The sequence below is a fragment of the Chromohalobacter sp. 11-W genome (genome assembly GCF_029889905.1).
In the GTDB taxonomy this organism is placed as follows: Bacteria; Pseudomonadota; Gammaproteobacteria; order Pseudomonadales; family Halomonadaceae; genus Chromohalobacter.
In genome coordinates this window covers 77,599-97,255 of record NZ_JARANZ010000003.1, presented here as the reverse complement: position 1 = coordinate 97,255, position 19,657 = coordinate 77,599, and the positions used below count along the sequence as shown (strand labels likewise).

General features: G+C 62.6%; 18 protein-coding genes. 12 read left to right on the top strand and 6 right to left on the bottom strand.

The window, feature by feature from the left end; all coding sequences use genetic code 11:
* Positions 1-86: 86 nt before the first annotated feature.
* The 3 genes from OP494_RS05465 to OP494_RS05455 form a co-directional block, all read right to left on the bottom strand.
* Complete coding sequence (locus OP494_RS05465; protein ID WP_280539719.1) at positions 87-1,370, bottom strand: TRAP transporter large permease; 1,284 nt, start codon at positions 1,368-1,370, stop codon at positions 87-89.
* A gap of 47 nt (positions 1,371-1,417) precedes the next feature.
* The gene (locus OP494_RS05460) at positions 1,418-2,047 is read right to left on the bottom strand and encodes a TRAP transporter small permease (RefSeq protein WP_280539718.1); all 630 of its coding nucleotides are present in this window, start codon (positions 2,045-2,047) and stop codon (positions 1,418-1,420) included.
* A 211-nt stretch (positions 2,048-2,258) separates the two neighbouring features.
* Positions 2,259-2,774 carry a TIGR02444 family protein gene (locus OP494_RS05455; protein WP_280539717.1) on the bottom strand — a complete coding sequence of 172 codons (516 nt, stop codon included), beginning with the start codon at positions 2,772-2,774 and terminating at the stop codon, positions 2,259-2,261.
* Between the two features lie 65 nt (positions 2,775-2,839).
* Between OP494_RS05455 and OP494_RS05450 the strand changes: the two genes are divergently transcribed.
* Entirely contained in the window at positions 2,840-4,774 is a 1,935-nt protein-coding gene (locus tag OP494_RS05450; RefSeq protein WP_280539716.1) for an ATP-binding cassette domain-containing protein, read from the top strand.
* Between the two features lie 37 nt (positions 4,775-4,811).
* Here OP494_RS05450 and dtd read toward each other — a convergent pair whose 3' ends face one another.
* The 3 genes from dtd to thiD form a co-directional block, all read right to left on the bottom strand.
* Positions 4,812-5,249, bottom strand: a complete 438-nt coding sequence (gene dtd / locus OP494_RS05445) for a D-aminoacyl-tRNA deacylase (protein WP_280539715.1) — start codon at positions 5,247-5,249, stop codon at positions 4,812-4,814.
* A 27-nt stretch (positions 5,250-5,276) separates the two neighbouring features.
* The gene (locus tag OP494_RS05440) at positions 5,277-6,134 is read right to left on the bottom strand and encodes a universal stress protein (protein WP_075369734.1); all 858 of its coding nucleotides are present in this window, start codon (positions 6,132-6,134) and stop codon (positions 5,277-5,279) included.
* Positions 6,135-6,324: 190 nt separating this feature from the next.
* Positions 6,325-7,158 (bottom strand): bifunctional hydroxymethylpyrimidine kinase/phosphomethylpyrimidine kinase, encoded by an 834-nt coding sequence (thiD, locus tag OP494_RS05435; RefSeq protein WP_280539713.1) that lies wholly within the window; start codon positions 7,156-7,158, stop codon positions 6,325-6,327.
* Positions 7,159-7,582: 424 nt separating this feature from the next.
* Between thiD and OP494_RS05430 the strand changes: the two genes are divergently transcribed.
* The 11 genes from OP494_RS05430 to nuoL all read left to right on the top strand — a co-directional run bounded on the left by OP494_RS05430 (position 7,583) and on the right by nuoL (position 19,638).
* The gene (locus OP494_RS05430) at positions 7,583-8,002 is read left to right on the top strand and encodes an NADH-quinone oxidoreductase subunit A (protein ID WP_280539711.1); all 420 of its coding nucleotides are present in this window, start codon (positions 7,583-7,585) and stop codon (positions 8,000-8,002) included.
* Between the two features lie 90 nt (positions 8,003-8,092).
* A complete protein-coding gene (locus OP494_RS05425; protein ID WP_280539710.1) occupies positions 8,093-8,773 on the top strand; it encodes an NADH-quinone oxidoreductase subunit B family protein in 681 nt (226 codons plus the stop codon).
* Positions 8,774-8,841: 68 nt separating this feature from the next.
* Positions 8,842-10,620, top strand: coding sequence for an NADH-quinone oxidoreductase subunit C/D (gene nuoC, locus OP494_RS05420; RefSeq protein WP_280539709.1), 1,779 nt, complete (start codon positions 8,842-8,844; stop codon positions 10,618-10,620).
* A gap of 1 nt (position 10,621) precedes the next feature.
* Positions 10,622-11,137, top strand: a complete 516-nt coding sequence (gene nuoE, locus OP494_RS05415) for an NADH-quinone oxidoreductase subunit NuoE (protein WP_280539707.1) — start codon at positions 10,622-10,624, stop codon at positions 11,135-11,137.
* 16 nt (positions 11,138-11,153) lie between these two features.
* On the top strand, positions 11,154-12,494 hold the full coding sequence (gene nuoF / locus OP494_RS05410) for an NADH-quinone oxidoreductase subunit NuoF (protein ID WP_280539706.1): 1,341 nt from the start codon (positions 11,154-11,156) through the stop codon (positions 12,492-12,494).
* 34 nt (positions 12,495-12,528) lie between these two features.
* A complete protein-coding gene (gene nuoG, locus OP494_RS05405) occupies positions 12,529-15,291 on the top strand; it encodes an NADH-quinone oxidoreductase subunit NuoG (RefSeq protein WP_280539705.1) in 2,763 nt (920 codons plus the stop codon).
* Entirely contained in the window at positions 15,288-16,274 is a 987-nt protein-coding gene (gene nuoH / locus OP494_RS05400; protein WP_280539704.1) for an NADH-quinone oxidoreductase subunit NuoH, read from the top strand. The genes nuoG and nuoH overlap by 4 nt, the downstream gene beginning before the upstream one ends.
* Before the next feature lie 27 nt (positions 16,275-16,301).
* Complete coding sequence (nuoI, locus tag OP494_RS05395; protein ID WP_348521697.1) at positions 16,302-16,838, top strand: NADH-quinone oxidoreductase subunit NuoI; 537 nt, start codon at positions 16,302-16,304, stop codon at positions 16,836-16,838.
* A gap of 33 nt (positions 16,839-16,871) precedes the next feature.
* Positions 16,872-17,483: an NADH-quinone oxidoreductase subunit J gene (gene nuoJ / locus OP494_RS05390; RefSeq protein ID WP_280539702.1), complete on the top strand. Its 612-nt coding sequence runs from the start codon at positions 16,872-16,874 to the stop codon at positions 17,481-17,483.
* Positions 17,480-17,788, top strand: a complete 309-nt coding sequence (gene nuoK / locus OP494_RS05385) for an NADH-quinone oxidoreductase subunit NuoK (protein ID WP_075369724.1) — start codon at positions 17,480-17,482, stop codon at positions 17,786-17,788. Before nuoJ ends, nuoK begins: the two co-directional genes overlap by 4 nt.
* Positions 17,785-19,638, top strand: coding sequence for an NADH-quinone oxidoreductase subunit L (nuoL, locus tag OP494_RS05380; protein WP_280539701.1), 1,854 nt, complete (start codon positions 17,785-17,787; stop codon positions 19,636-19,638). Before nuoK ends, nuoL begins: the two co-directional genes overlap by 4 nt.
* The last annotated feature ends 19 nt before the right edge of the window (positions 19,639-19,657 follow it).

Genomic DNA, 19,657 nt, shown 5'->3' with positions numbered 1-19,657 from the left:
GGGTTTTTATGTGCCTAGCGGATAGTGGTGAGTCAGTAATGTCGCGCCACGACGTACTAGCCCGGCGAAGGCCGGGCCGGGCGCACTCAGTCGCCGCCGAGCGAGGGGAGGAGCAGCGATATCTGGGGGAACATGATCAAGATGATCGTTGCCAAGGCCAGGATGGCAATGAAGGGCGGCGTGCCGCGAATGACGTCCATGTAAGGGCGGCGGAATACCGCGATGGCGGTGAAGATATCGCAACCGAACGGTGGGGTGGCCGAGCCGATGGCCGCCTGCAGGGTGACGATCACGCCCACATGCACCGGGTCCAACCCGGTGGCTTCGACCAGTGGCTTGAAGATCGGCACCAGAATCAGAATGACCACGATCGGGTCGACGAACATGCAGCCCACGAAGAAGGCTGCAGCGATCAGCAGCAGTGCCAGAAACTGGTTGTCGCCGATACCCTCGATGATGGGGCCGAGAATTTGCTCCGGTACGCCGGCGGTGCCTAGGGTCTGTGAGAACGCCGCGCCGATGGCGACGAGGATGAAGACCACGGCGGTGATCATGCCGGTAGAGAGTGCCAGGCTACCGAGGTCACGGATCGATACCTGACGGTAGATGACGACCTCGAGGAGAAAGGCATAGGCCACCGCGACTGCCGAGGCCTCGACGGCGCTGAAGAAGCCGCCGTAGATACCGCCGACCACCAGCACCGGGAAACCCAACGGCAGAATGACTCTGCGAACCGCCTTGAAGCGTTCCGCCCAGGTGGCGCGTGGCTCGGGTTCGATCCCTTTCAGGCGTGCACCGATATAGCAGTACACGGCGAACATGGCCAGGATCAGAAGGCCGGGGAGAATGCCGGCGAGGAACAAGTCGCCGATCGAAGTCTTCATGACCACGCCGTAGACGATGAAGCCGATGCTGGGTGGAATCAGCAGCGCAATATCGCTGGCGTTGATGATCAGGGCCAGAGCGAAACTGTCAGGGTAGCCCCGCGCCAGGAGACGAGGACGCATCGGTCCACCCATGGCGACCACGGTGGCCTGCGTAGAGCCCGATACAGCCCCGAACAAGGCGCACGAGGCGGCGGTAGTGATGGGCAACCCCCCACGGACATGACGGGTGAAGACATCGACGACATCGAGCAGGCGGTTGGCAGTATGGCCTTTGGTGAGAATGTCGGCAGCGAAGATGAACATGGGCACGGCGGCGAGTACCCAACTGCCGATGCCATTGATCATCCAACTCACGGCTTGGTCGGGCCCGAAAAACGTCATATCGGTGAACATCATGAACAGCGTGCCCGCCGCCAGAGGGACCATCATGGGGAATCCGAGCAGCAGCAGCACCAGCATGATCACGGCTAGCCAAGTTAGCATTGTTTTACGTCCTCGCGTTGATGGCGGTCGTGTTTCGGAGAGGCAGTTCAGGCATCGCGGCGTGCATCATTGCCATTGCCTTCTTCCGCTTCCGGGGGCACTTCGTCGTATTCCTCTTTTTCGTTGAAGGCACGATAGATATCGTCACTGACCAGGTTGCGCACGGCGGTGAGCAGGTATTGCACGCCGGCGAGAATGAAGCCGACAGGGAGGGCGAGATAGACGATCCATAGCGGGATGTTCAATGAAGCACTGTTACGACCGCGATCGTGAATGGCCATGACATAGTCGATGGACTTGTCGGCGAAATAGAACATCAATACCGCAGTGCCCAGACAAATCAGGATGAGGAGTGCCTTGCGCCAGCGGCCGCTGAGCTGGTCATAGATCGCCGACATGCTGATATGGCGGGCATTACGAGCTGCATAGCCGACACCGACGAAGGTAATCACCACGATGAGCATCTCGGTGACTTCATAGGTGCCGGGGATGCCTTGATCGAATAGCAGATTGCCGACGACGTGACCGCTCATGAGCACGGCCATGGCGAGTACGCCCCCCGCGATGATCACGCGCTCGATGATGCCTAGGCCATGATCGATAGTTCCCAGTACACGAAGCAAGGCACTGCGTGATTCAGCCTTTTCATCGCTATTGCCAGGCTGTGAAGGTGTCATGTCGTAGAGTCCTTTTTGTGATGGCCGATTCGTCGTGCGAATGGCATGGATCTCGACGTCCGTACCGCGCCGTGAAGGTGTCGCGATCAATCGGACTGGCTTCTATAAAACCTACAGAGTTTGCGGGGTGAGCGCCACTCGTCAATGGCGTGTCCGCACATGCGTGATATACGCTTTTCGAGCGTTGAGCTGATGGCGAAGCGATAACGTATTATGGATGGTGAGCCGTGTTTTGGGTGGTCAGCGTTGCCAGCGCGGCTTCTTGCGCTGGCTCGTGTATGGTCAAGCAGCGTGTTAGCTGCATTGTCAGGCTGGCGTCGTCCGCCCGGCGCTTGCGGACGGCATGCAACGTCTCGCTGAGTGCCTGAAACTGGCGCAGTGTTTCGCGTTCGGCGAGTAGCTCGGCTTCCTTGAGATGATCGCGCAGCGTCGCCACGTCATGTGCATGTCGCGCCCGCGGCTTGAGCATGCGGCGTAGGTAGCGGATCGGCTGTGTGACCTCGGCTTGCCAGGCACGGATCTCATCCAGCGTGCTGTACGTCTGCTCGGTGGGCACGAGAGCGTGATGATCGAGCCAGCAGCGCCACAACAATTCGCAGACATCCGCCCCTGCCGTATCTTGTAGCTGCAAGCAGGCGTCGGCGACCCCGGGGCGCTGGTACAACGCCAAGGCATAATCCCAAAGCGGTGGATTCCGCAGGACATCGCACAATTGGGTAGAATGCATGGGCAATCTCCAGCCGTCCTGGCAGGCATGGCGGCGGAACTCACCGAATCACCACCGGAGCGGGCATGATCGCATTTCGCCAACTCGCGCTGCAACGCGGGATCCAGCCGCTGATCGAGAACGCCGACCTCACGTTACACGACCGTACCAAGGCGGGTGTCGTGGGCGCCAACGGCTCGGGCAAGTCGAGTCTGTTCAAGCTGTTGCTGGGAGAGCTGACCCCGGAGCGCGGCACGGTGGAGCTTTCCGGTGGGCAGCGCATTGCGCATATGGCGCAGGAGGTGGAAGCGCTCGACCGGGCACTGGTCGAGCATGTCCTCGATGGTCACACCGAGTTACGTGCCACGGAACGTGCCCTGGCCGAGGCTCAGGCGAGCGGAGCGGTTCACCGCGAGGCCGAGTTACATGGCGAAATCGAAGCGCTCGAGGGTTATACCGCGCGCCCGCGCGCCGAGCAGATGCTGGTAGGACTGGGCTTCACGCAGGATGACCTGTATCGCCCGCTGTCGGACTTCTCGGGTGGCTGGCGGATGCGTGTCAGCTTGGCGCAAACGCTGTTCATGCCGTCTGATCTGATGCTGCTCGACGAGCCCACCAACCACCTCGATCTCGATGCCTTGTTATGGCTCGAACAGTGGCTGACACGCTATCCCGGCACGCTGTTGCTGATTTCCCACGACCGCGACTTCCTAGACGCGGTGTGCGATCACATCGTGCACTTCGAGCAACGCCAGTTGATGCTGTATCGCGGCAACTATTCGACGTTCGAGCGGACACGGGCCGAACGTCAGGCGCGTGCCCAGGCCGAGGCGGCCAAGCAGCAAGCTCGCCGCGAGGAAATCGAGCGCTTTGTGGCGCGCTTTCGCGCCCAGGCCAATAAAGCGCGTCAGGCGCAGAGTCGCTTGAAGATGCTGGAGCGCATGGAAACCATTGCCGTCGCGCATGCCGATTCGCCGTTTCATTTCACCCTGCCCAGTGCCGACAAGACCTCCTCGCCGCTGCTGGTGCTCGATGACGCCACGCTGGGATATGGTCAAACGCCGTTGCTCGAGCACGTCAGCGTAAGCATCTTGCCGGGACAGCGGATCGGGCTGCTGGGCGCCAACGGGGCGGGCAAGTCGACGCTCATCAAGGCGCTAACGGCGCAGCAACCGTTGCTGGAGGGCAAGCGCGTGCCGGGTGATAACCTGGCGATCGGCTACTTCGCCCAGCATCAGCTCGAGCATCTCGACGTGAGTTCCACGCCGTTCGTGCACATCCAGCGGCTGTCGCCCACGGCCAGCGAACAGGAGATTCGCAACTTCCTGGGTGGCTTCGGGTTTCATGGCAATGACGTCTTCGCCAGCGTAGGGAATTTCTCCGGGGGCGAGAAGGCACGCTTGGCGCTATCGTTGATCGCTTGGCAAAAACCCAACCTGTTGTTGCTCGACGAACCGACCAACCACCTCGACCTGGAAATGCGCGAATCCTTGACGCAGGCCTTGGCCGGGTTCGAGGGGGCGGTGATCATCGTCTCCCACGACCGCCACCTGCTGCGCGCCAGCGTCGATGAGTTCTGGCATGTGGTGGATGGCGGTGTCACTGCCTTCGATGGCGATCTGGACGACTACCGCGCCTGGCTCAAGGCACGTCTCGAGGGCGAGCGGCGCGATGCGCGCCAGGAAAAGGCCGAGCGCCAGGTGACTGCGGAAGCACCCAAGGGCGACCGTAAAGCCTCGCGCCGCGCCGCCGCCGAGCTGCGTGACAAGTTGCGACCGCTCAAGCATGAGCGCGACAAGATCGAACGTGACATGAGCAAAGCCCAGGCTGAGTTGGAGAATCTGGAGGCCGCCCTGGCCGATGAAGGCCTGTACCAGGACAGCGCGCGCAAGGAAGAGTTGACTGACTTGCTGGGGCGCCAAGGCGATACGCAGAGCCGTCTCGAGACGCTCGAACAGCGCTGGCTGGAGGCCGAAGAGGCGATCGAGGAGCGCGAAGCGGCGTTAACGGACGACGCCTGATACGTGGAGAGTGACGTCTGCCGCCAGCCACCGGCCTTTATGTCTCGACGATAAAGGTCACGGGGCCGTCGTTAAGCAGCGAGACCTGCATGTCGGCGCCGAATTCGCCGGTGGCGACGCGTGACCAAGCCTGCTGCGCTCGCGCCACCAAGTAATCGAATATCGCCTCGCCATGGGCGGGTGTCGCGGCGCCATCGAAACCTGGTCGCAAGCCCTTGGCGGTGTTGGCCATGAGGGTGAATTGCGGCACCAGCAGCAAGCCGCCTTCTACCTGCTGCACGTTGAGGTTCATCTTGCCTGCCTCGTCGCCGAATATGCGCAGCTTGAGCAGTTTATGCAGCATCTTGTCAGCGTGGGCCTGGGTATCCTCGGGCGCCACGCCGATCAAGGCCATTACGCCTTGCTCGATGGCGCCCGTGGTGCGGTCGCCGACACCGACGCTGGCATGGCTGACACGTTGAATGACGGCTCGCATGATGAGGATCCTTGTGGGCGTGGGTGGCTACCAGGCCCGGCATACCATCATGTCCACATGCGCTTCGGCAAGCAGTCGTTCGATCAAGGGCGCCGGTTGATGCCGGCCGAAGAGCGCCAAATCCTGATGGCCGAGTGCTAACAGGTCGGGCGGTTGGCGACGCAGATAATCCATCAGGACCTCTCCGGGATCGCCTTGTTCGAGGACCAGCTCGAGCTCCGGTACATCGCCCACTTCTTCCATTAGTTTGTCGATTTCCGCTTCCAAGCGGATGCGCCGTGCGGCGAGTTCACGCTCGCGCCAGCGGGCATAGCCGCTGTCGGAGCCCATTTCATCGTCGCCGGGTAAGTGCCAGGCATGCAGTAGCGTCAGGCGTGCCTGTGGGAAGTGGGTCAGGACGTCGCGCAAGGTATGGCGGCTGGCCAACGAAAAATCCACCGGCACCAGCACGTCTTGCCACGCTTGCTCGGGGCTGTGGCTCACGGTGAGTACCGGGCACGGCGCGCGGCTCAGCACGCGGGCCAGGGTCGTGCCGCCGACCAGTGCGTGTTGGCCGCGTTTACGGTGGGTACCGAGCACGATCATGGTGGCATCGCGATCATGCGCTTCGCGAATTATCTCGGCATAGGGTGCCCCGGTGACCGTCTGTATCAAGGTTTCAGGTGCGGTAAGCGCATAATCCTCGCGAATGTCGGTCAACTGACGCTCGAGCTCGTGGACGACGCCGGCCTCCAGATCGTGCAGCGCCTGATGCGGCAGATAGGGATCGAGGACGTGGAGGATGTCCAAGCGGCAGCCACTGGCATGGGCCAGTTTCACGGCACGTGCGAAAGCGGCACGGTTTTCGGCGGACAGGTCGCAAGCCAGCAATAAGGTCTGAGGCATGATACGTCCCTCCTACGAGAAGGCGGCGTGCGAATGCAGGCGACACCGCGCTGACGTCGAGCCGGATGGTCGTGACCGCGACGCCATGGGGGCATTGCGGTGAAGCAAAGCATGGTTGCCCTCGGCGCTCTCTGCAAGTACGGGCTGCAAGTACGGGGTGACGCTAAGCACAGCGTACGCCTCTGCGTTCTCACCACCAGGCGTGAAAATGATGCACCGGCCCCCGTCCCTGGCCGACATCGAGATGCACGCTGGCATCCAGCGCGGTATGCAGCCAGCGTTTGGCGTCGCCGATGGCCGCGTGGATATCGGCGTGGGCGCTGGCCTCGGCCGGCAGGCGGGCGAGATAGGCGGTCACCGCCGAGGACAGCGCACAACCGGTGCCATGTAGGTTCTGGGTGGCGATGCGCGGTGCCTCGAGCCATTCTACACCCTGCGGTGTCGCGAGCAGGTCGGGGCAGTGCTCGCCGCTGAGATGCCCGCCCTTGAGCACCACATACGGGGCGCCGAGACGCGCCAGTTCGGGCAGTAATGTGGCCATCGCCTGCGTGGAGCGCGGGGTGTCGGTGCCCAGTAGCACTGCAGCCTCCGGCAGATTGGGCGTGATCACGTCGGCCAGGGGAACCAGGACGTCACGCACCGCGCGAATGCCGGCATGATCGACCAGGATGTCACCGCTCTTGGCGACCATCACCGGATCGAGCACGATCCAGCGTGGCCGGTAGCGGGTCAGGGCGTCGCGAATCGTCGTGGCGACGTCCATGCTCGCCACCATGCCGATCTTGACCGCGTCGATGCGCACATCGCCGAGCAGATTGTCGAGTTGTTCGGCGATCATCTCGGCGGGGACCGGGTGCACGGCGCGTACGCCTTGCGTGTTCTGGGCGATGACCGCCGTGATGACGTTGGTGGCGTAGGTGCCCAGCGCTGAAAACGTCTTGATATCTCCCTGCAACCCGGCGCCACCAGAAGGGTCAGAGCCGGCGATGGTGAGGACATTGGGCGGTGTCTGAGCGGTGGACATGGGCTAACCTTCAGTATTCTGGCGTGGTGCGTAGGATACCGGCAAAACGTTCGGCGAACAGGGCATGTGATGCAGCAACTCGGGATGTGCCTGGGTAACTTAGACTTTCGTTGACGCCTGGCGAGAGGCGAGACTCCCCCGTAGGATCGTGCTTAATTAAAACAATCTTTACTGAATAACGCTTCCGACGTAAGTGATGACTTACGGACTAAGTCCGATGAGTGGTGATCATGGTGCTCGACATGGCGTTAACTTACTAACTTTATCGTTGGTCTTCCTGACAGGCGCTGCTAAATCCCCTAGAATCGTAGGGACTCGCCACACGCAGGCAACGTGAATGGCGCTACGAGGTGTGCGCACCTCGATGATAACGAATATTGGGATAGCGCCCTACCGCGCTATCCGCTGCTTGTGAGGCATGGCAATGACCGATGAGGCAACCGCGCTGATCGCCGAATATTGGGCCGTGGGGCTATTTATAATAGCCGTGTTCACGTTATGTGCCCTGATGATCGGTGCCGCGAGTCTGCTCGGTGGTCGTAGCCGTGGTCGTAGCAAGTCCCTCCCCTTCGAATCTGGCATTGTCGGCACCGGCAATGCCCGCCAACGCTTTTCCGTCAAGTTCTATCTGGTTGCGATGCTGTTCGTGATCTTCGATATCGAGGCCGTGTTCCTGTTCGCCTGGGCCGTATCGGTCCGCGAGGTGGGCTGGGAGGGCTTTGCGGGCGCCGCCGTTTTCATTTTCATCCTGTTGGCGGGGTTGATCTACGATAGTCGTGTCGGTGCCCTGGAGTGGGCGCCACGCAAGCGCGGTCAATCGCCCGATATCGTGACGGATCGATGAGCGTACCGCCTTAGAGGCGGTTTTGAGCCGGCACCGACCGGCATAGCGCCAGATACCCGAATTTTCTTTTTCAGAGCTTCGAGGCGCATCATGCAATATACCCTGACGCGAGCGGATAGTGAGCCGGCGCCGGGTAGCGCAAGCTATCCGCTGGACAAGCGTGAAACCACCGATGACCCGATGAAGGAACAGGTTCATCGCAACGTCTTCACCGGCAAGCTGGAAGATGTACTCAACGATAGTGTCAACTGGGGGCGCAAACACTCCCTGTGGCCGTACAACTTCGGCCTCTCCTGCTGCTATGTGGAAATGACCACGGCCTTTACCGCGCCGCATGACGTGGCGCGTTTCGGGGCCGAGGTCATCCGCGCTTCCCCGCGTCAGGCCGATTTCATGGTCATCGCTGGCACTTGCTTCATCAAGATGGCGCCGGTCATCCAGCAGCTTTACGATCAGATGCTCGAACCCAAGTGGGTGATCTCGATGGGCTCCTGTGCCAATTCCGGGGGCATGTACGACATCTACTCAGTGGTGCAGGGCGTCGACAAGTTTCTCCCGGTGGACGTCTATGTGCCTGGCTGCCCGCCGCGTCCCGAGGCGTTTCTACAAGGGTTGCAACTGCTTCAGGACTCCATCCAGCAAGAGCGTCGTCCGCTTTCCTGGGTGGTTGGTGACCAGGGGGTGTATCAAGCCGAAATGCCTTCGCAACGCGAGGCGAATCGCGATCGGCGTATCGCCGTGACGGAACTGCGCTCCCCGGATGAGGTGTAGGCTGCGTGCCTGATGCCGTCGCCTGTTATTCGAAGTCGATCCACCTTGCCGGGGAATGAAAACCGATCATGAGCGCAGTTCAATCGCCATACGCCAATCACTCGCACGCCGATGACCCGGTGGTCCAGGCGTTATTCGCGCGCTTCGGCAACCATGTGTTCGTCGAGCAAGCGACGTACACCGGCATGCCGGTCCTGTGGATCGATCGCGAGCACCTGCTCGAGGTGCTCGGCTTCCTGCGGGACATGCCCGAACCCTTCGAGATGCTCTTCGATCTGAATGCCATCGACGAGCGTCTGCGTAGCCATCGCGCGGATTTGCCCCCTGCGGATTTCACGGTCTTTTACCAGCTGATGTCGGTGTCGCGAAACCGAGATATCATGCTCAAGGTGGCGCTTTCCGAGCGCGATCTCGAGGTGCCCAGCGTCGCGAGCCTTTATCCCAATGCCAATTGGTACGAGCGCGAAGTCTGGGACATGTTCGGCATCGACTTCCGCGGGCATCCACACCTGACGCGTCTGCTGATGCCGCCGACCTGGCACGGGCATCCGCTGCGCAAGGATTACCCGGCGCGCGCCACCGAGTTCGACCCTTATACGCTGACCGTGGAAGGTCAGGATACCGAGCAGGAAGCGCTGCGTTTCGATCCTGAATCCTGGGGCATGAAGCGCAAGGACGAGAACACGGACTACATGTTTCTCAACCTGGGGCCCAATCACCCCTCCGCGCATGGTGCCTTCCGCATTGTCCTGCAGCTCGACGGTGAGGTCGTGGTCGATTGCGTCCCCGATATCGGCTATCACCATCGCGGCGCCGAGAAGATGGCCGAGCGCCAGTCCTGGCACAGCTACATTCCCTATACCGATCGTATCGACTACACCGGCGGGGTAATGAACAACCTGCCGTATGTGATGGCGGTGGAAAAACTGGCGGGTATTCAGGTCACCGATCGCGCCAAGACCATTCGTGTGATGATGGCGGAAATGTTCCGCATCAACAGCCACTTGCTGTTCCTGGGCACCTATCTGCAAGATCTGGGGGCGATGACGCCGGTATTCTTCACCTTCACCGATCGTCAGAAAGCCTATGAGGTCATCGAGGGCATCACCGGCTTTCGCATGCACCCGGCGTGGTATCGCATCGGCGGCACCGCGCACGACCTCCCCAATGGCTGGGATAAGCTGGTTCAGGGTTTTCTCGACTGGATGCCCAAGCGACTCGTCGAATACGAGCGCGCGATGATGGAAAACGCCGTCATTCGCGAGCGCACCAAACAGGTGGCTGCCTTCACTACCCGCGAGGCGCTCGAATGGGGGGTGACCGGGCCCAATCTGCGTGCCACCGGCTGCGACTTCGACCTACGCAAGAAGCGCCCTTATTCCGGCTACGAGAACTTCGATTTCGAGGTGCCGCTGGGTGCCAATGGCGATGCCTTCGATCGGGGCCAACTGCGCATCGACGAGATGCGCCAGAGCCTGCGCATCATCCAGCAATGCGTCGATCATATGCCGGCCGGCGACTACAAGGCCGATCATCCGCTGACCACGCCGCCGCCGCGCGAGAAGATGCTCCAGCACATCGAAACCCTGATCACGCACTTCCTGCAGGTCTCCTGGGGCCCCGTGCTCAAGCCTAACGAGTCGCTGTCGATGATCGAGGCGACCAAGGGCATCAACAGCTATTACCTGACCTCGGATGGCAACACCATGAGCTATCGCACGCGCATCCGCACGCCCAGTTTTCCGCATCTTCAGCAGATCCCAGCAGCGGTGCGCGGTTCCTTGGTGCCGGATTTGATCGCTCATCTGGGGAGTATCGATTTCGTGATGGCCGACGTGGACCGCTGACATGACACACGCTTCGACTTCTACCTCCGCGCCCATCGCCACCGACGGTTTCGTGCTGCACGACGAGGACCGGGCGGCCATCGCCCATGAGCGCAAGCATTACCCACATCCGCAGGCGGCTAGCATCGAGGCGCTCAAGATCGTTCAGAAACGCCATGGTTGGGTGCCGGACGCCGCTATCGAGGCCATCGCGCGTGAACTCGGTGTGCCGCCGGCGAGCGTTGAGGGCGTGGCGACCTTCTATAGCTTGATCTTCCGCCAGCCGGTGGGGCGCCACGTGATCCTGATATGTGACAGCAGCTCGTGCTTTCTCACCGATTACGAAGCCCTGCGTGATGCCTTCTTCGCGCATCTCGGCATCGGTTTCGGGCAGACCACGCCGGATGATCGGTTCACGCTGCTACCGGTGTGCTGTCTCGGTGCCTGTGACCGTGGTCCGGCGCTGATGATCGGTGACGATACCTACGGGCCGGTGACGCCCGAGGAGATCCCCACGCTGCTGGAGGGGTATGCATGAACTGGGAGAACGAGGCATGAGCCGGATTCTGCAAGACCGCGACGAACGCCGCCCTGAAACGCATCCGCTGACCTTTCGGCTCAACGACGACGGCACGCCGGTGATGCTCGACGCCTATCGCGAGCAGCAGGGTTACGCCAGCGTCGAGCGGGCCTTTAGTGACCTGACGTCGAAGACGCTGATCGACGAGCTCAAGACCGCCAATCTGCGCGGACGCGGTGGCGGCGGGTTCTCCGCCGGGCTCAAGTGGAGCCTGACCATGCAGGGTGAGGGCATCCCGCGCGGTTATATCGTCTGCAACGCCGATGAAATGGAGCCCGGCACCTTCAAGGATCGCCTGTTGCTCGAGCAGCAGCCACACCTGCTCATCGAGGGCATGATTCTCGCCGGCTTCGCCAACAATGCGTACCAGGGCTACATCTTCATGCGCGGCGAATACGTCGATGCCGCGCGGACGGTCCAGCGCGCGCTGGAAGAAGCGCGTGCTGCCGGCTGGCTGGGCCGTGATGTGGCCGGCAGTGGCTGGGACTTCGATATCGCCCTGCATACGGGGGCTGGGCGATATATCTGCGGTGAGGAAACCGCGCTCATCAACTCGCTGGAAGGCAAGCGTGCCAATCCCCGGGCCAAGCCGCCCTTTCCGGGGCAAAGCGGGGCCTGGGGCAAGCCCACCGTCGTCAACAACGTCGAGACGCTGTGCAATGTGCCGTCCGTCGTGCTGCACGGGGCGGATTGGTATCAAGGTTTGTCTCAGGGCAAGAGCGGCGATGGCGGCACCAAGCTGTACGGCGTCTCCGGCAAGGTCAAGCGGCCCGGCCTGTGGGAGTTGCCGATGGGCACCACGGGCAACGAGCTGATGGAGCGCGCTGGCGGCATGCGCGATGGCCATACGCTCAAGACCTGGCTACCCGGTGGCGGGAGTACCGGCTTTCTGCTGCCCGAGCATCTCGAGTTGGCGCTGGATTTCGACACCATCGGCAATGCCGGCAGCCGTCTGGGCACCGGGCTGATCGCGGTGGTGGCCGACGATCAAAGCGTGGTATCGCTGGCGCGCAACCTGGAGGAATTCTTCTCCCGCGAGTCCTGTGGCTGGTGTACGCCGTGCCGCGATGGGCTGCCGTGGAGCGTCAAGCTCCTGCAGGCCTTGGAGGCCGGCGAGGGCGAGCGAGGGGACATCGACTTGCTGGAATCGCTGGCGGTGGACCTGGGGCCGGGACGAACTTTCTGCGCGCATGCGCCAGGCGCGGCCATGCCAATGGCGTCGGCGATTCACTATTTCCGCGATGAGTTCGAGCGTGGCGTCACGCGTGGCCAGGGCAAGGCGCATGCCGACCCGATCCCGGTGGGTAGCGTATGAACGACGTGACGATGACGACGGGCGAGGAGCGATAATGGCAACGATTCACGTGGATGGCCGGGATTACGAGGTCGACGGCGCCGACAATCTGCTGCACGCGTGCCTGTCGCTAGGGCTGGATATTCCGTATTTCTGCTGGCACCCGGCCATGGGCAGTGTCGGTGCGTGTCGCCAGTGCGCGGTCAAGCAGTACAAGAATGCCGACGACACTCAGGGCATGCTGGTCATGTCGTGCATGGCGCCGGTGCAGGACGATGCCTATATCTCCATCGAGGACGATGAGGCCAAGGCGTTTCGCGCCAACGTCATCGAATGGTTGATGATCAACCACCCGCATGATTGTCCTGTATGCGAGGAAGGCGGTCACTGCCATTTGCAGGACATGACGGTGATGACCGGCCATGACAGCCGCCGTTACCGGTTCCGTAAGCGTACCCACCAGAACCAGGACCTGGGGCCGTTCATCGGACATGAGATGAACCGCTGCATCACTTGTTACCGCTGCGTGCGCTTCTATCAGGATTATGCCGGCGGCGGTGATCTGGGCGCCTTCGGGGCGCACGACAACGTCTATTTCGGGCGCTTTCAAGAAGGCACGCTGGAGAGTCCTTTCTCTGGCAACCTCACCGAGGTGTGCCCGACCGGGGTATTCACCGACCAGACCCACTCCGAGCAATACACGCGCAAGTGGGACCTGCAGTTCGCGCCCAGCGTCTGCCATCAATGCGCGGTGGGTTGCAATATCAGCCCCGGCGAGCGCTACGGCGATATCCGACGGATCGAGAATCGCTACAACGGTGAAGTGAATCACTACTTCCTGTGTGACCGCGGGCGTTTCGGCTATGGCTACGTGAACCGCGAGGACCGCCCGCGCGTTCCCGAATGGCGCGAGCGCCAACGTGTCGGCGCCGAGTCCGGTGAAACGGGCGTGGTCGCCGGCACCATCAGCCTGGAAATCGACGATGCGCTGGACCGTGCCGCCGATGGACTGCGCAACGCGCGCCGCGTGATCGGCATCGGTTCGCCACGGGCGAGCCTGGAAAGCAATCATATGCTGCGCACGCTGGTGGGGGACGCCAACTTCTCCACAGGCATCGCCGCCCGTGAGCTCGAGTTGCTGGTACGCATGAACGAGCTCAATACTCGCTGTGGCCTGCCGTCGCCGAGCCTGCGCGAGATCGAAAGTTGTGACGCGGTGTTCGTGCTCGGCGAAGATCTCATCAACAGTGCCGCGCGCATGGCGCTGGCCATTCGCCAGGCGGTCAACGCCAAAGGCGAGGCGCTGGCCGCCGAGCGCGGTATCCCGTCCTGGAACGCCGAGGCGGTGAAAACGCTGGCGCAAGAAGCGCATCATCCCTTTTTCCAGGCCACGCCGGATGCGACCGAGCTGGACGCATTGGCGGAGCAGACCTACAACGCCGCGCCGGACGATATCGCGCGGCTGGGCTTCGCCGTGGCGCACTATATCGATCCCGAGGCGCCGTGCCCGGACGCGCTTGACGATGTGACCACAGCGCTGGCAAGCCGTATCGCCGAGGCCTTGATGACGGCTCAGCGTCCGCTGGTGGTCTCGGGTGGCTCGCTGGGAACACCGGCGGTGCTCGAGGCGGCCGGCAACGTGGCGCGCGCCCTGGCGCGTCGGACACGGCCCGGAGCGTTGTCGTTGGTGCGCCGTGAGGCCAACAGCACCGGCCTGTCGCTACTCGGCGGGCAATCGCTGGATTGGGCCCTGGAATGCTTGACCAGCGGTGAGGCCGATGGCGTGGTGATTCTCGAAAACGACCTGTACGTACGTGCCGATGCGGGTCAGGTCGATGCCGCCCTGCAGCGTGCCGACTGCATCGTCACGCTCGATCATCAGCGCACCGCGACCTGGGACAAGGCGGATATCGGACTCCCGGCGGCGAGCTTCGCCGAAAGCGATGGCACCTTGGTCAGCCTGGAGGGCCGGGCCCAGCGTTTCTATCAGGTCTTCGAGCCCAGCTATATCCGCCCCGAAACGCGCATCCGCGAAAGCTGGCGGTGGCTCAACGCGCTCAAGGTCAGCGTCGAACGTCAGGCGATGACACCGCTCACGCTCGATGAGGTGACGCGTGACATGGCCATGACGTACCCCGCCCTGGCGCCGGCCGGCGATGCCGGTTTGAGCGCCGCCTATCGCGTACATGGGCTACGTTTGGCGCGCGAGCCTCACCGTTATAGCGGTCGCACGGCGATGCGCGCCAACCTCGATGTCAGTGAACCCCGCGCACCGCAGGATCCCGACACACCGTTCGCGTTCTCCATGGAGGGCTATGCCGGTTACGCCGAACCGCGTCGCGAAGTGGCTTTCGCCTGGGCGCCGGGATGGAACTCGCCGCAAGCCTGGAACAAGTTCCAGGATGAGGTCGGTGGGCATCTGCGGGCTGGCGATCCCGGCGTGCGGTTATTGGGACCGCTGCCCGGGGATTACGACTATGCACGAACGTTGCCGGCACGCTTCGCTGCGCGTGACGATCAATGGCTGGCGGTGCCTCAGGCGCGGTTGTTTGGAGGCGACGAAACCTCGGCGCGGGCCGAGCCGATCCAGGCACGTATGGACGCGACGCGCTTTACCGTGTCGCGCGGTGCCGCCGAGCGGTTGCGGATGTCGCCGGACGCTCCACTGACGCTCAACCTAGGGGAGCGGCGGCTCACATTACCGGTGGCGATCAGCGATGCGTGGCCCGATGGTGTGATCGGCGTGCCGGATCAGTCGGGGCTGCCCTTGGCTGCGCCTGAGTGGGCTCATCTCGAACCCCAGGAGGTGAGCGCATGAGCTGGTGGACGCCACAGGTCGAGGCGATCGCGTTCGCGCTTTTTCAAGCATTGGTGATCCTGATCGCTGCGGTGGGCGCAGGGGCGCTACTGACCATGGTGGAAAGGCGTCTTTTGGGCCTATGGCAGGATCGTTACGGTCCCAACCGCGTCGGGCCGTTTGGGGTGCTGCAGATCCTCGCCGACATGCTCAAGATCCTCTTCAAGGAGGACTGGATCCCGCCGTTCGCCGATCGTACCTTCTTCGTGCTGGCGCCGGCGATCGCCATGGCGTCATTGTTGTTGAGCTTCATGATCATCCCCATCACGCCCAGTTGGGGGGTGGCCGATCTGCACATCGGTTTGCTGTTCTTCTTCGCCATGGCGGGTATCAACGTCTATGCGGTGCTCTTCGGCGGATGGTCGAGCGGCAACAAGTACGCCTTGCTGGGGGCGATGCGCGCCTCGGCACAGACGCTGTCCTACGAAGTCTTCATGGGCTTGTCGCTGATGGGCGTGGTGGCCATGGCCGGTTCGTTCAACATGCGCGAGATCGTCGCCGCCCAGGACACGATATGGTTCATCGTGCCGCAGTTCTTCGGCTTCTGTACCTTTCTGGTCGCCGGCATTGCCGTGACGCACCGTCACCCGTTCGACCAGCCCGAGGCCGAGCAGGAACTGGCCGACGGTTATCACGTCGAGTACTCGGGCATGAAATGGGGCATGTTCTTCATCGGCGAGTACGTGGGCATCGTGCTGGTATCGGCGCTGATGGTGACGCTGTTCCTGGGTGGCTGGCACGGCCCGTGGCTGCCGCCTATCGTGTGGTTCCTGCTCAAGACCACCATATTCGTGGGCTTCTTCGTGCTGCTGCGCGCGGCACTGCCGCGTCCCCGTTATGACGCGGTGATGAGCTTCGGGTGGAAGATCTGCCTGCCACTGACCCTGATCAATCTACTGTTGACCGGCGCGCTGATTCTCATATTCAGCCCTGCCGGTGGCTAAGCGTCGAGACTGGAGGAGACCGTGACGATTAAATCACTGCTCGCGGGAACATGGTCGCAGCTGCGGACGCTGGGCATGGTGTTCATGCACGCCTTCCGCAAGCGCGAGACCCTGCAGTACCCGGAAGAACCGGTCTATCTGTCGCCGCGCTATCGCGGGCGCATCGTGCTGACCCGCGATCCCGACGGCGAGGAGCGCTGCGTGGCGTGCAATCTATGTGCGGTGGCGTGCCCGGTAGCGTGCATCTCGTTGCAGAAAGACGAGCGCGACGATGGCCGCTGGTACCCGGAATTCTTCCGCATCAATTTTTCGCGCTGCATATTTTGCGGGTTGTGCGAAGAAGCCTGCCCGACCTCGGCGATCCAGCTCACGCCGGATTTCGAGATGAGCGAGTTTCGGCGCCAGGAACTGGTCTACGAGAAGGAGGACCTGCTGATCTCCGGGCCGGGCAAGGACCATAACTACAACTTCTATCGCGTGGCGGGGCTGTCGATCGCCGGAAAAGACAAGGGTGAGGCGCAGAACGAAGCCGAGCCGATCAACGTCAAGTCGTTGATGCCCTGATCAGGGATGCCCTTACTAGGATAGGGAGACACCATGGAAATCGCCTTCTATCTCAGCGCCGTGGTCGCCGTGCTCGCGACGCTTGGGGTGGTCACCGGGCGGCACCCGGTACATGCCTTGCTTTACCTGATCGTCTCGCTGATCGCGGTGGCGATGGTGTTCTTTGCGCTGGGTGCGCCCTTCGCCGGGGCGCTGGAGATCATCGTCTACGCCGGCGCGATCATGGTGCTGTTCGTGTTCGTGGTGATGATGCTCAACCTGGGTGAGGCCGCCGCGCAGCAGGAGCGCGCCTGGTTGCGTCTGAGCACCTGGCTAGGGCCGGCGATACTCAGCGGGGTCTTGCTGCTGGTGCTGTTGGTGACCTTGATCGGCGCCGATGTGGGCGGCCGTATCGGGGGCGAGACCTTGACCGCCAAGGCGGTGGGTACGTTGTTGTTCGGGCCTTATCTGATCGTCGTCGAGCTCGCCGCTATGCTGCTGCTGGCGGCGCTGGTGGCGGCGTCTCATCTGGGGCGCAGCGAGGCGCATGACGAGTCACATGCAGTACGCCAAGTGCCGAGCAAGCGCACCGCAGATGGCCGCGGGCGCGCCGCCAGCGAGCGAGCGCTCGGTGACGACACCTCAAGCGAGGAGAATTCACGATGAATGGCGTTCCCATGGAACACGGCCTGATCCTGGCGTCGATCCTCTTCGCGCTGGGGCTGGTGGGGCTGATGATGCGCCGCAACATGCTGTTCGTGCTGATGAGCCTGGAAGTCATGATGAACGCGGCGGGGCTCGCCTTCATCGTCGCGGGGACGCGCTGGGGGCAGCCCGACGGCCAGGTAATGTTCCTGCTGGTGATTACTCTGGCAGCGGCCGAGGCAAGCGTGGGACTGGCGCTGTTGTTGCAGCTCTATCGGCGCTTCAAGACCCTTGATATCGATGCGGCAAGCAGGTTGCGCGGATGAATCTACTCACTCTGACATTCTTGTTTCCCCTATTGGGGTGTCTCGTCCTGGCGCTGAGCGGTGATCGACTGTCGTTGCGTGGCGCGGCGACGGTGGGGGTCACCGTGCTGGGACTGGCGGCGGCCACGACCGTGTGGGTGGGCCTCGACTTCCTCGAGCATGGCTCGGCGGCGCAGGTCATGGAGCTTTGGACCTGGATCGACGTGGGCGATTTCCAGTCGTCGATGGGACTGCTGGTCGATGGGCTGTCGCTGACGATGCTCGGCGTGATCACCGGCGTGGGCTTTTTGATCCATCTGTTTGCGGCCTGGTACATGCGCGGCGACACCGGTGTCCGCCGGTTCTATGCCTACATGAACCTGTTCGTGTTCAGCATGGTGCTGCTGGTGCTGGGCGACAACCTGCTGCTGCTGTATCTCGGTTGGGAGGGCGTCGGTCTTTGTAGCTATTTGTTGATCGGCTACTACTACCATGAATCAGCCAATGGCTGGGCGGCGTTCAAGGCCTTCCTGGTGACGCGTATCGGCGATGTGCTGATGGCGATCGGGCTATTCATCCTGTTCGTCGAGCTGGGCACGCTGAATATCCAGACGCTGTTGGCGCGGGCGCCGGAGGTCTGGGCGCGCGGCGATCTGATGGTCGAGCTGGCCACGTTGATGCTGCTGGGCGGGGCGCTGGGCAAGTCCGCACAGTTGCCGCTCCACACCTGGCTGGCCGATGCCATGGCCGGCCCCACGCCGGTCTCGGCGCTGATCCACGCGGCCACCATGGTCACCGCCGGGGTGTATCTGATCGCGCGTATGCATGGCCTGTTCCTGCTGGCGCCGGATGTTCTGACGCTGGTGGGCTGGATCGGCGCGGCGACGCTACTGATGGCCGGATTCGCCGCCCTGGCGCAGACCGATATCAAACGCGTGCTGGCCTATTCGACGATGAGCCAGATCGGCTACATGTTCCTGGCCCTGGGCGTGGGGGCCTTCGATGCGGCCATTTTCCATCTGATGATTCACGCCTTCTTCAAGGCGTTGTTGTTCCTCTCGGCCGGCTCGGTGATCGTCTCCTGTCACCACGAACAGGATATGCGGCGCCTCGGTGGGCTGTGGCGCAAGTTGCCACTGGCCTATGCCGGGTTCGTGGTCGGTGGCTCGGCGCTGGCGGCATTGCCGCTGGTGACGGCTGGCTTCTACAGCAAGGACGAAATTCTCTGGGAAGCGCTGGCGTCCGGGCATATCGGTTTGCTGATGGCGGGCCTGGTCGGCGCGCTGCTGACCTCGCTGTATACCGTGCGCTTGATCGTCGGCACTTTCCACGGCACACCGGGAAGCGATCATAGCCGCCATGCCGAGGGCGGGCGCGGTCTGGTGCATGGCCTGCCACTGGTCGTGCTGATCGTACTCTCGACCCTGGTCGGCGCCTGGATTCACCCACCGCTCGACGAAGTGCTGCCGGCGAGCCCCGGCGCGGCGAAGGAAGCCGGACGCCATGCGCTGGAGATCGGGGCCATGCTGGTCGCCGTGGGCGGTGTGGCCGTGGCGCTGTGGCTGTTCGCGTGGCGCCGCGAGTTGGTGGCGCGCCTGGTCGCCCTGCCCGAAGGCGCCCGCCTGTGGCGCTTGTGGCATCACGCTTGGGGCTTCGATGCCCTGTTCGACGCAGTGCTGGTCAAGCCGTTCCGTGGCCTGGTGTGGCTGTGGCGTAGCGACTGGATCAATGGATTGTGCAATCTAGTGCCGTTGCTGGCGCGCGGCCTGCGCTGGTTGTTGACGCGTTCCCAGACGGGGCGGCTGCGCCACTATGCCGTTTCGATGACGCTGGGCGCGACCGTGGTGCTGATCTTCCTGGCTTTGGGGTAAGCGATGTACGACTTGAAGA

Excerpts from the sequence above, each read along its gene's own strand:
- OP494_RS05465 (WP_280539719.1), bottom strand. The coding sequence starts at position 1,370 with ATGCTAACTTGGCTAGCCGTGATCATGCTGGTGCTGCTGCTGCTCGGA.
- OP494_RS05460 (WP_280539718.1), bottom strand. The coding sequence starts at position 2,047 with ATGACACCTTCACAGCCTGGCAATAGCGATGAAAAGGCTGAATCACGC.
- OP494_RS05455 (WP_280539717.1), bottom strand. The coding sequence starts at position 2,774 with ATGCATTCTACCCAATTGTGCGATGTCCTGCGGAATCCACCGCTTTGG.
- OP494_RS05450 (WP_280539716.1), top strand. The coding sequence starts at position 2,840 with ATGATCGCATTTCGCCAACTCGCGCTGCAACGCGGGATCCAGCCGCTG.
- dtd (WP_280539715.1), bottom strand. The coding sequence starts at position 5,249 with ATGCGAGCCGTCATTCAACGTGTCAGCCATGCCAGCGTCGGTGTCGGC.
- OP494_RS05440 (WP_075369734.1), bottom strand. The coding sequence starts at position 6,134 with ATGCCTCAGACCTTATTGCTGGCTTGCGACCTGTCCGCCGAAAACCGT.
- thiD (WP_280539713.1), bottom strand. The coding sequence starts at position 7,158 with ATGTCCACCGCTCAGACACCGCCCAATGTCCTCACCATCGCCGGCTCT.
- OP494_RS05430 (WP_280539711.1), top strand. The coding sequence starts at position 7,583 with ATGACCGATGAGGCAACCGCGCTGATCGCCGAATATTGGGCCGTGGGG.
- OP494_RS05425 (WP_280539710.1), top strand. The coding sequence starts at position 8,093 with ATGCAATATACCCTGACGCGAGCGGATAGTGAGCCGGCGCCGGGTAGC.
- nuoC (WP_280539709.1), top strand. The coding sequence starts at position 8,842 with ATGAGCGCAGTTCAATCGCCATACGCCAATCACTCGCACGCCGATGAC.
- nuoE (WP_280539707.1), top strand. The coding sequence starts at position 10,622 with ATGACACACGCTTCGACTTCTACCTCCGCGCCCATCGCCACCGACGGT.
- nuoF (WP_280539706.1), top strand. The coding sequence starts at position 11,154 with ATGAGCCGGATTCTGCAAGACCGCGACGAACGCCGCCCTGAAACGCAT.
- nuoG (WP_280539705.1), top strand. The coding sequence starts at position 12,529 with ATGGCAACGATTCACGTGGATGGCCGGGATTACGAGGTCGACGGCGCC.
- nuoH (WP_280539704.1), top strand. The coding sequence starts at position 15,288 with ATGAGCTGGTGGACGCCACAGGTCGAGGCGATCGCGTTCGCGCTTTTT.
- nuoJ (WP_280539702.1), top strand. The coding sequence starts at position 16,872 with ATGGAAATCGCCTTCTATCTCAGCGCCGTGGTCGCCGTGCTCGCGACG.
- nuoK (WP_075369724.1), top strand. The coding sequence starts at position 17,480 with ATGAATGGCGTTCCCATGGAACACGGCCTGATCCTGGCGTCGATCCTC.
- nuoL (WP_280539701.1), top strand. The coding sequence starts at position 17,785 with ATGAATCTACTCACTCTGACATTCTTGTTTCCCCTATTGGGGTGTCTC.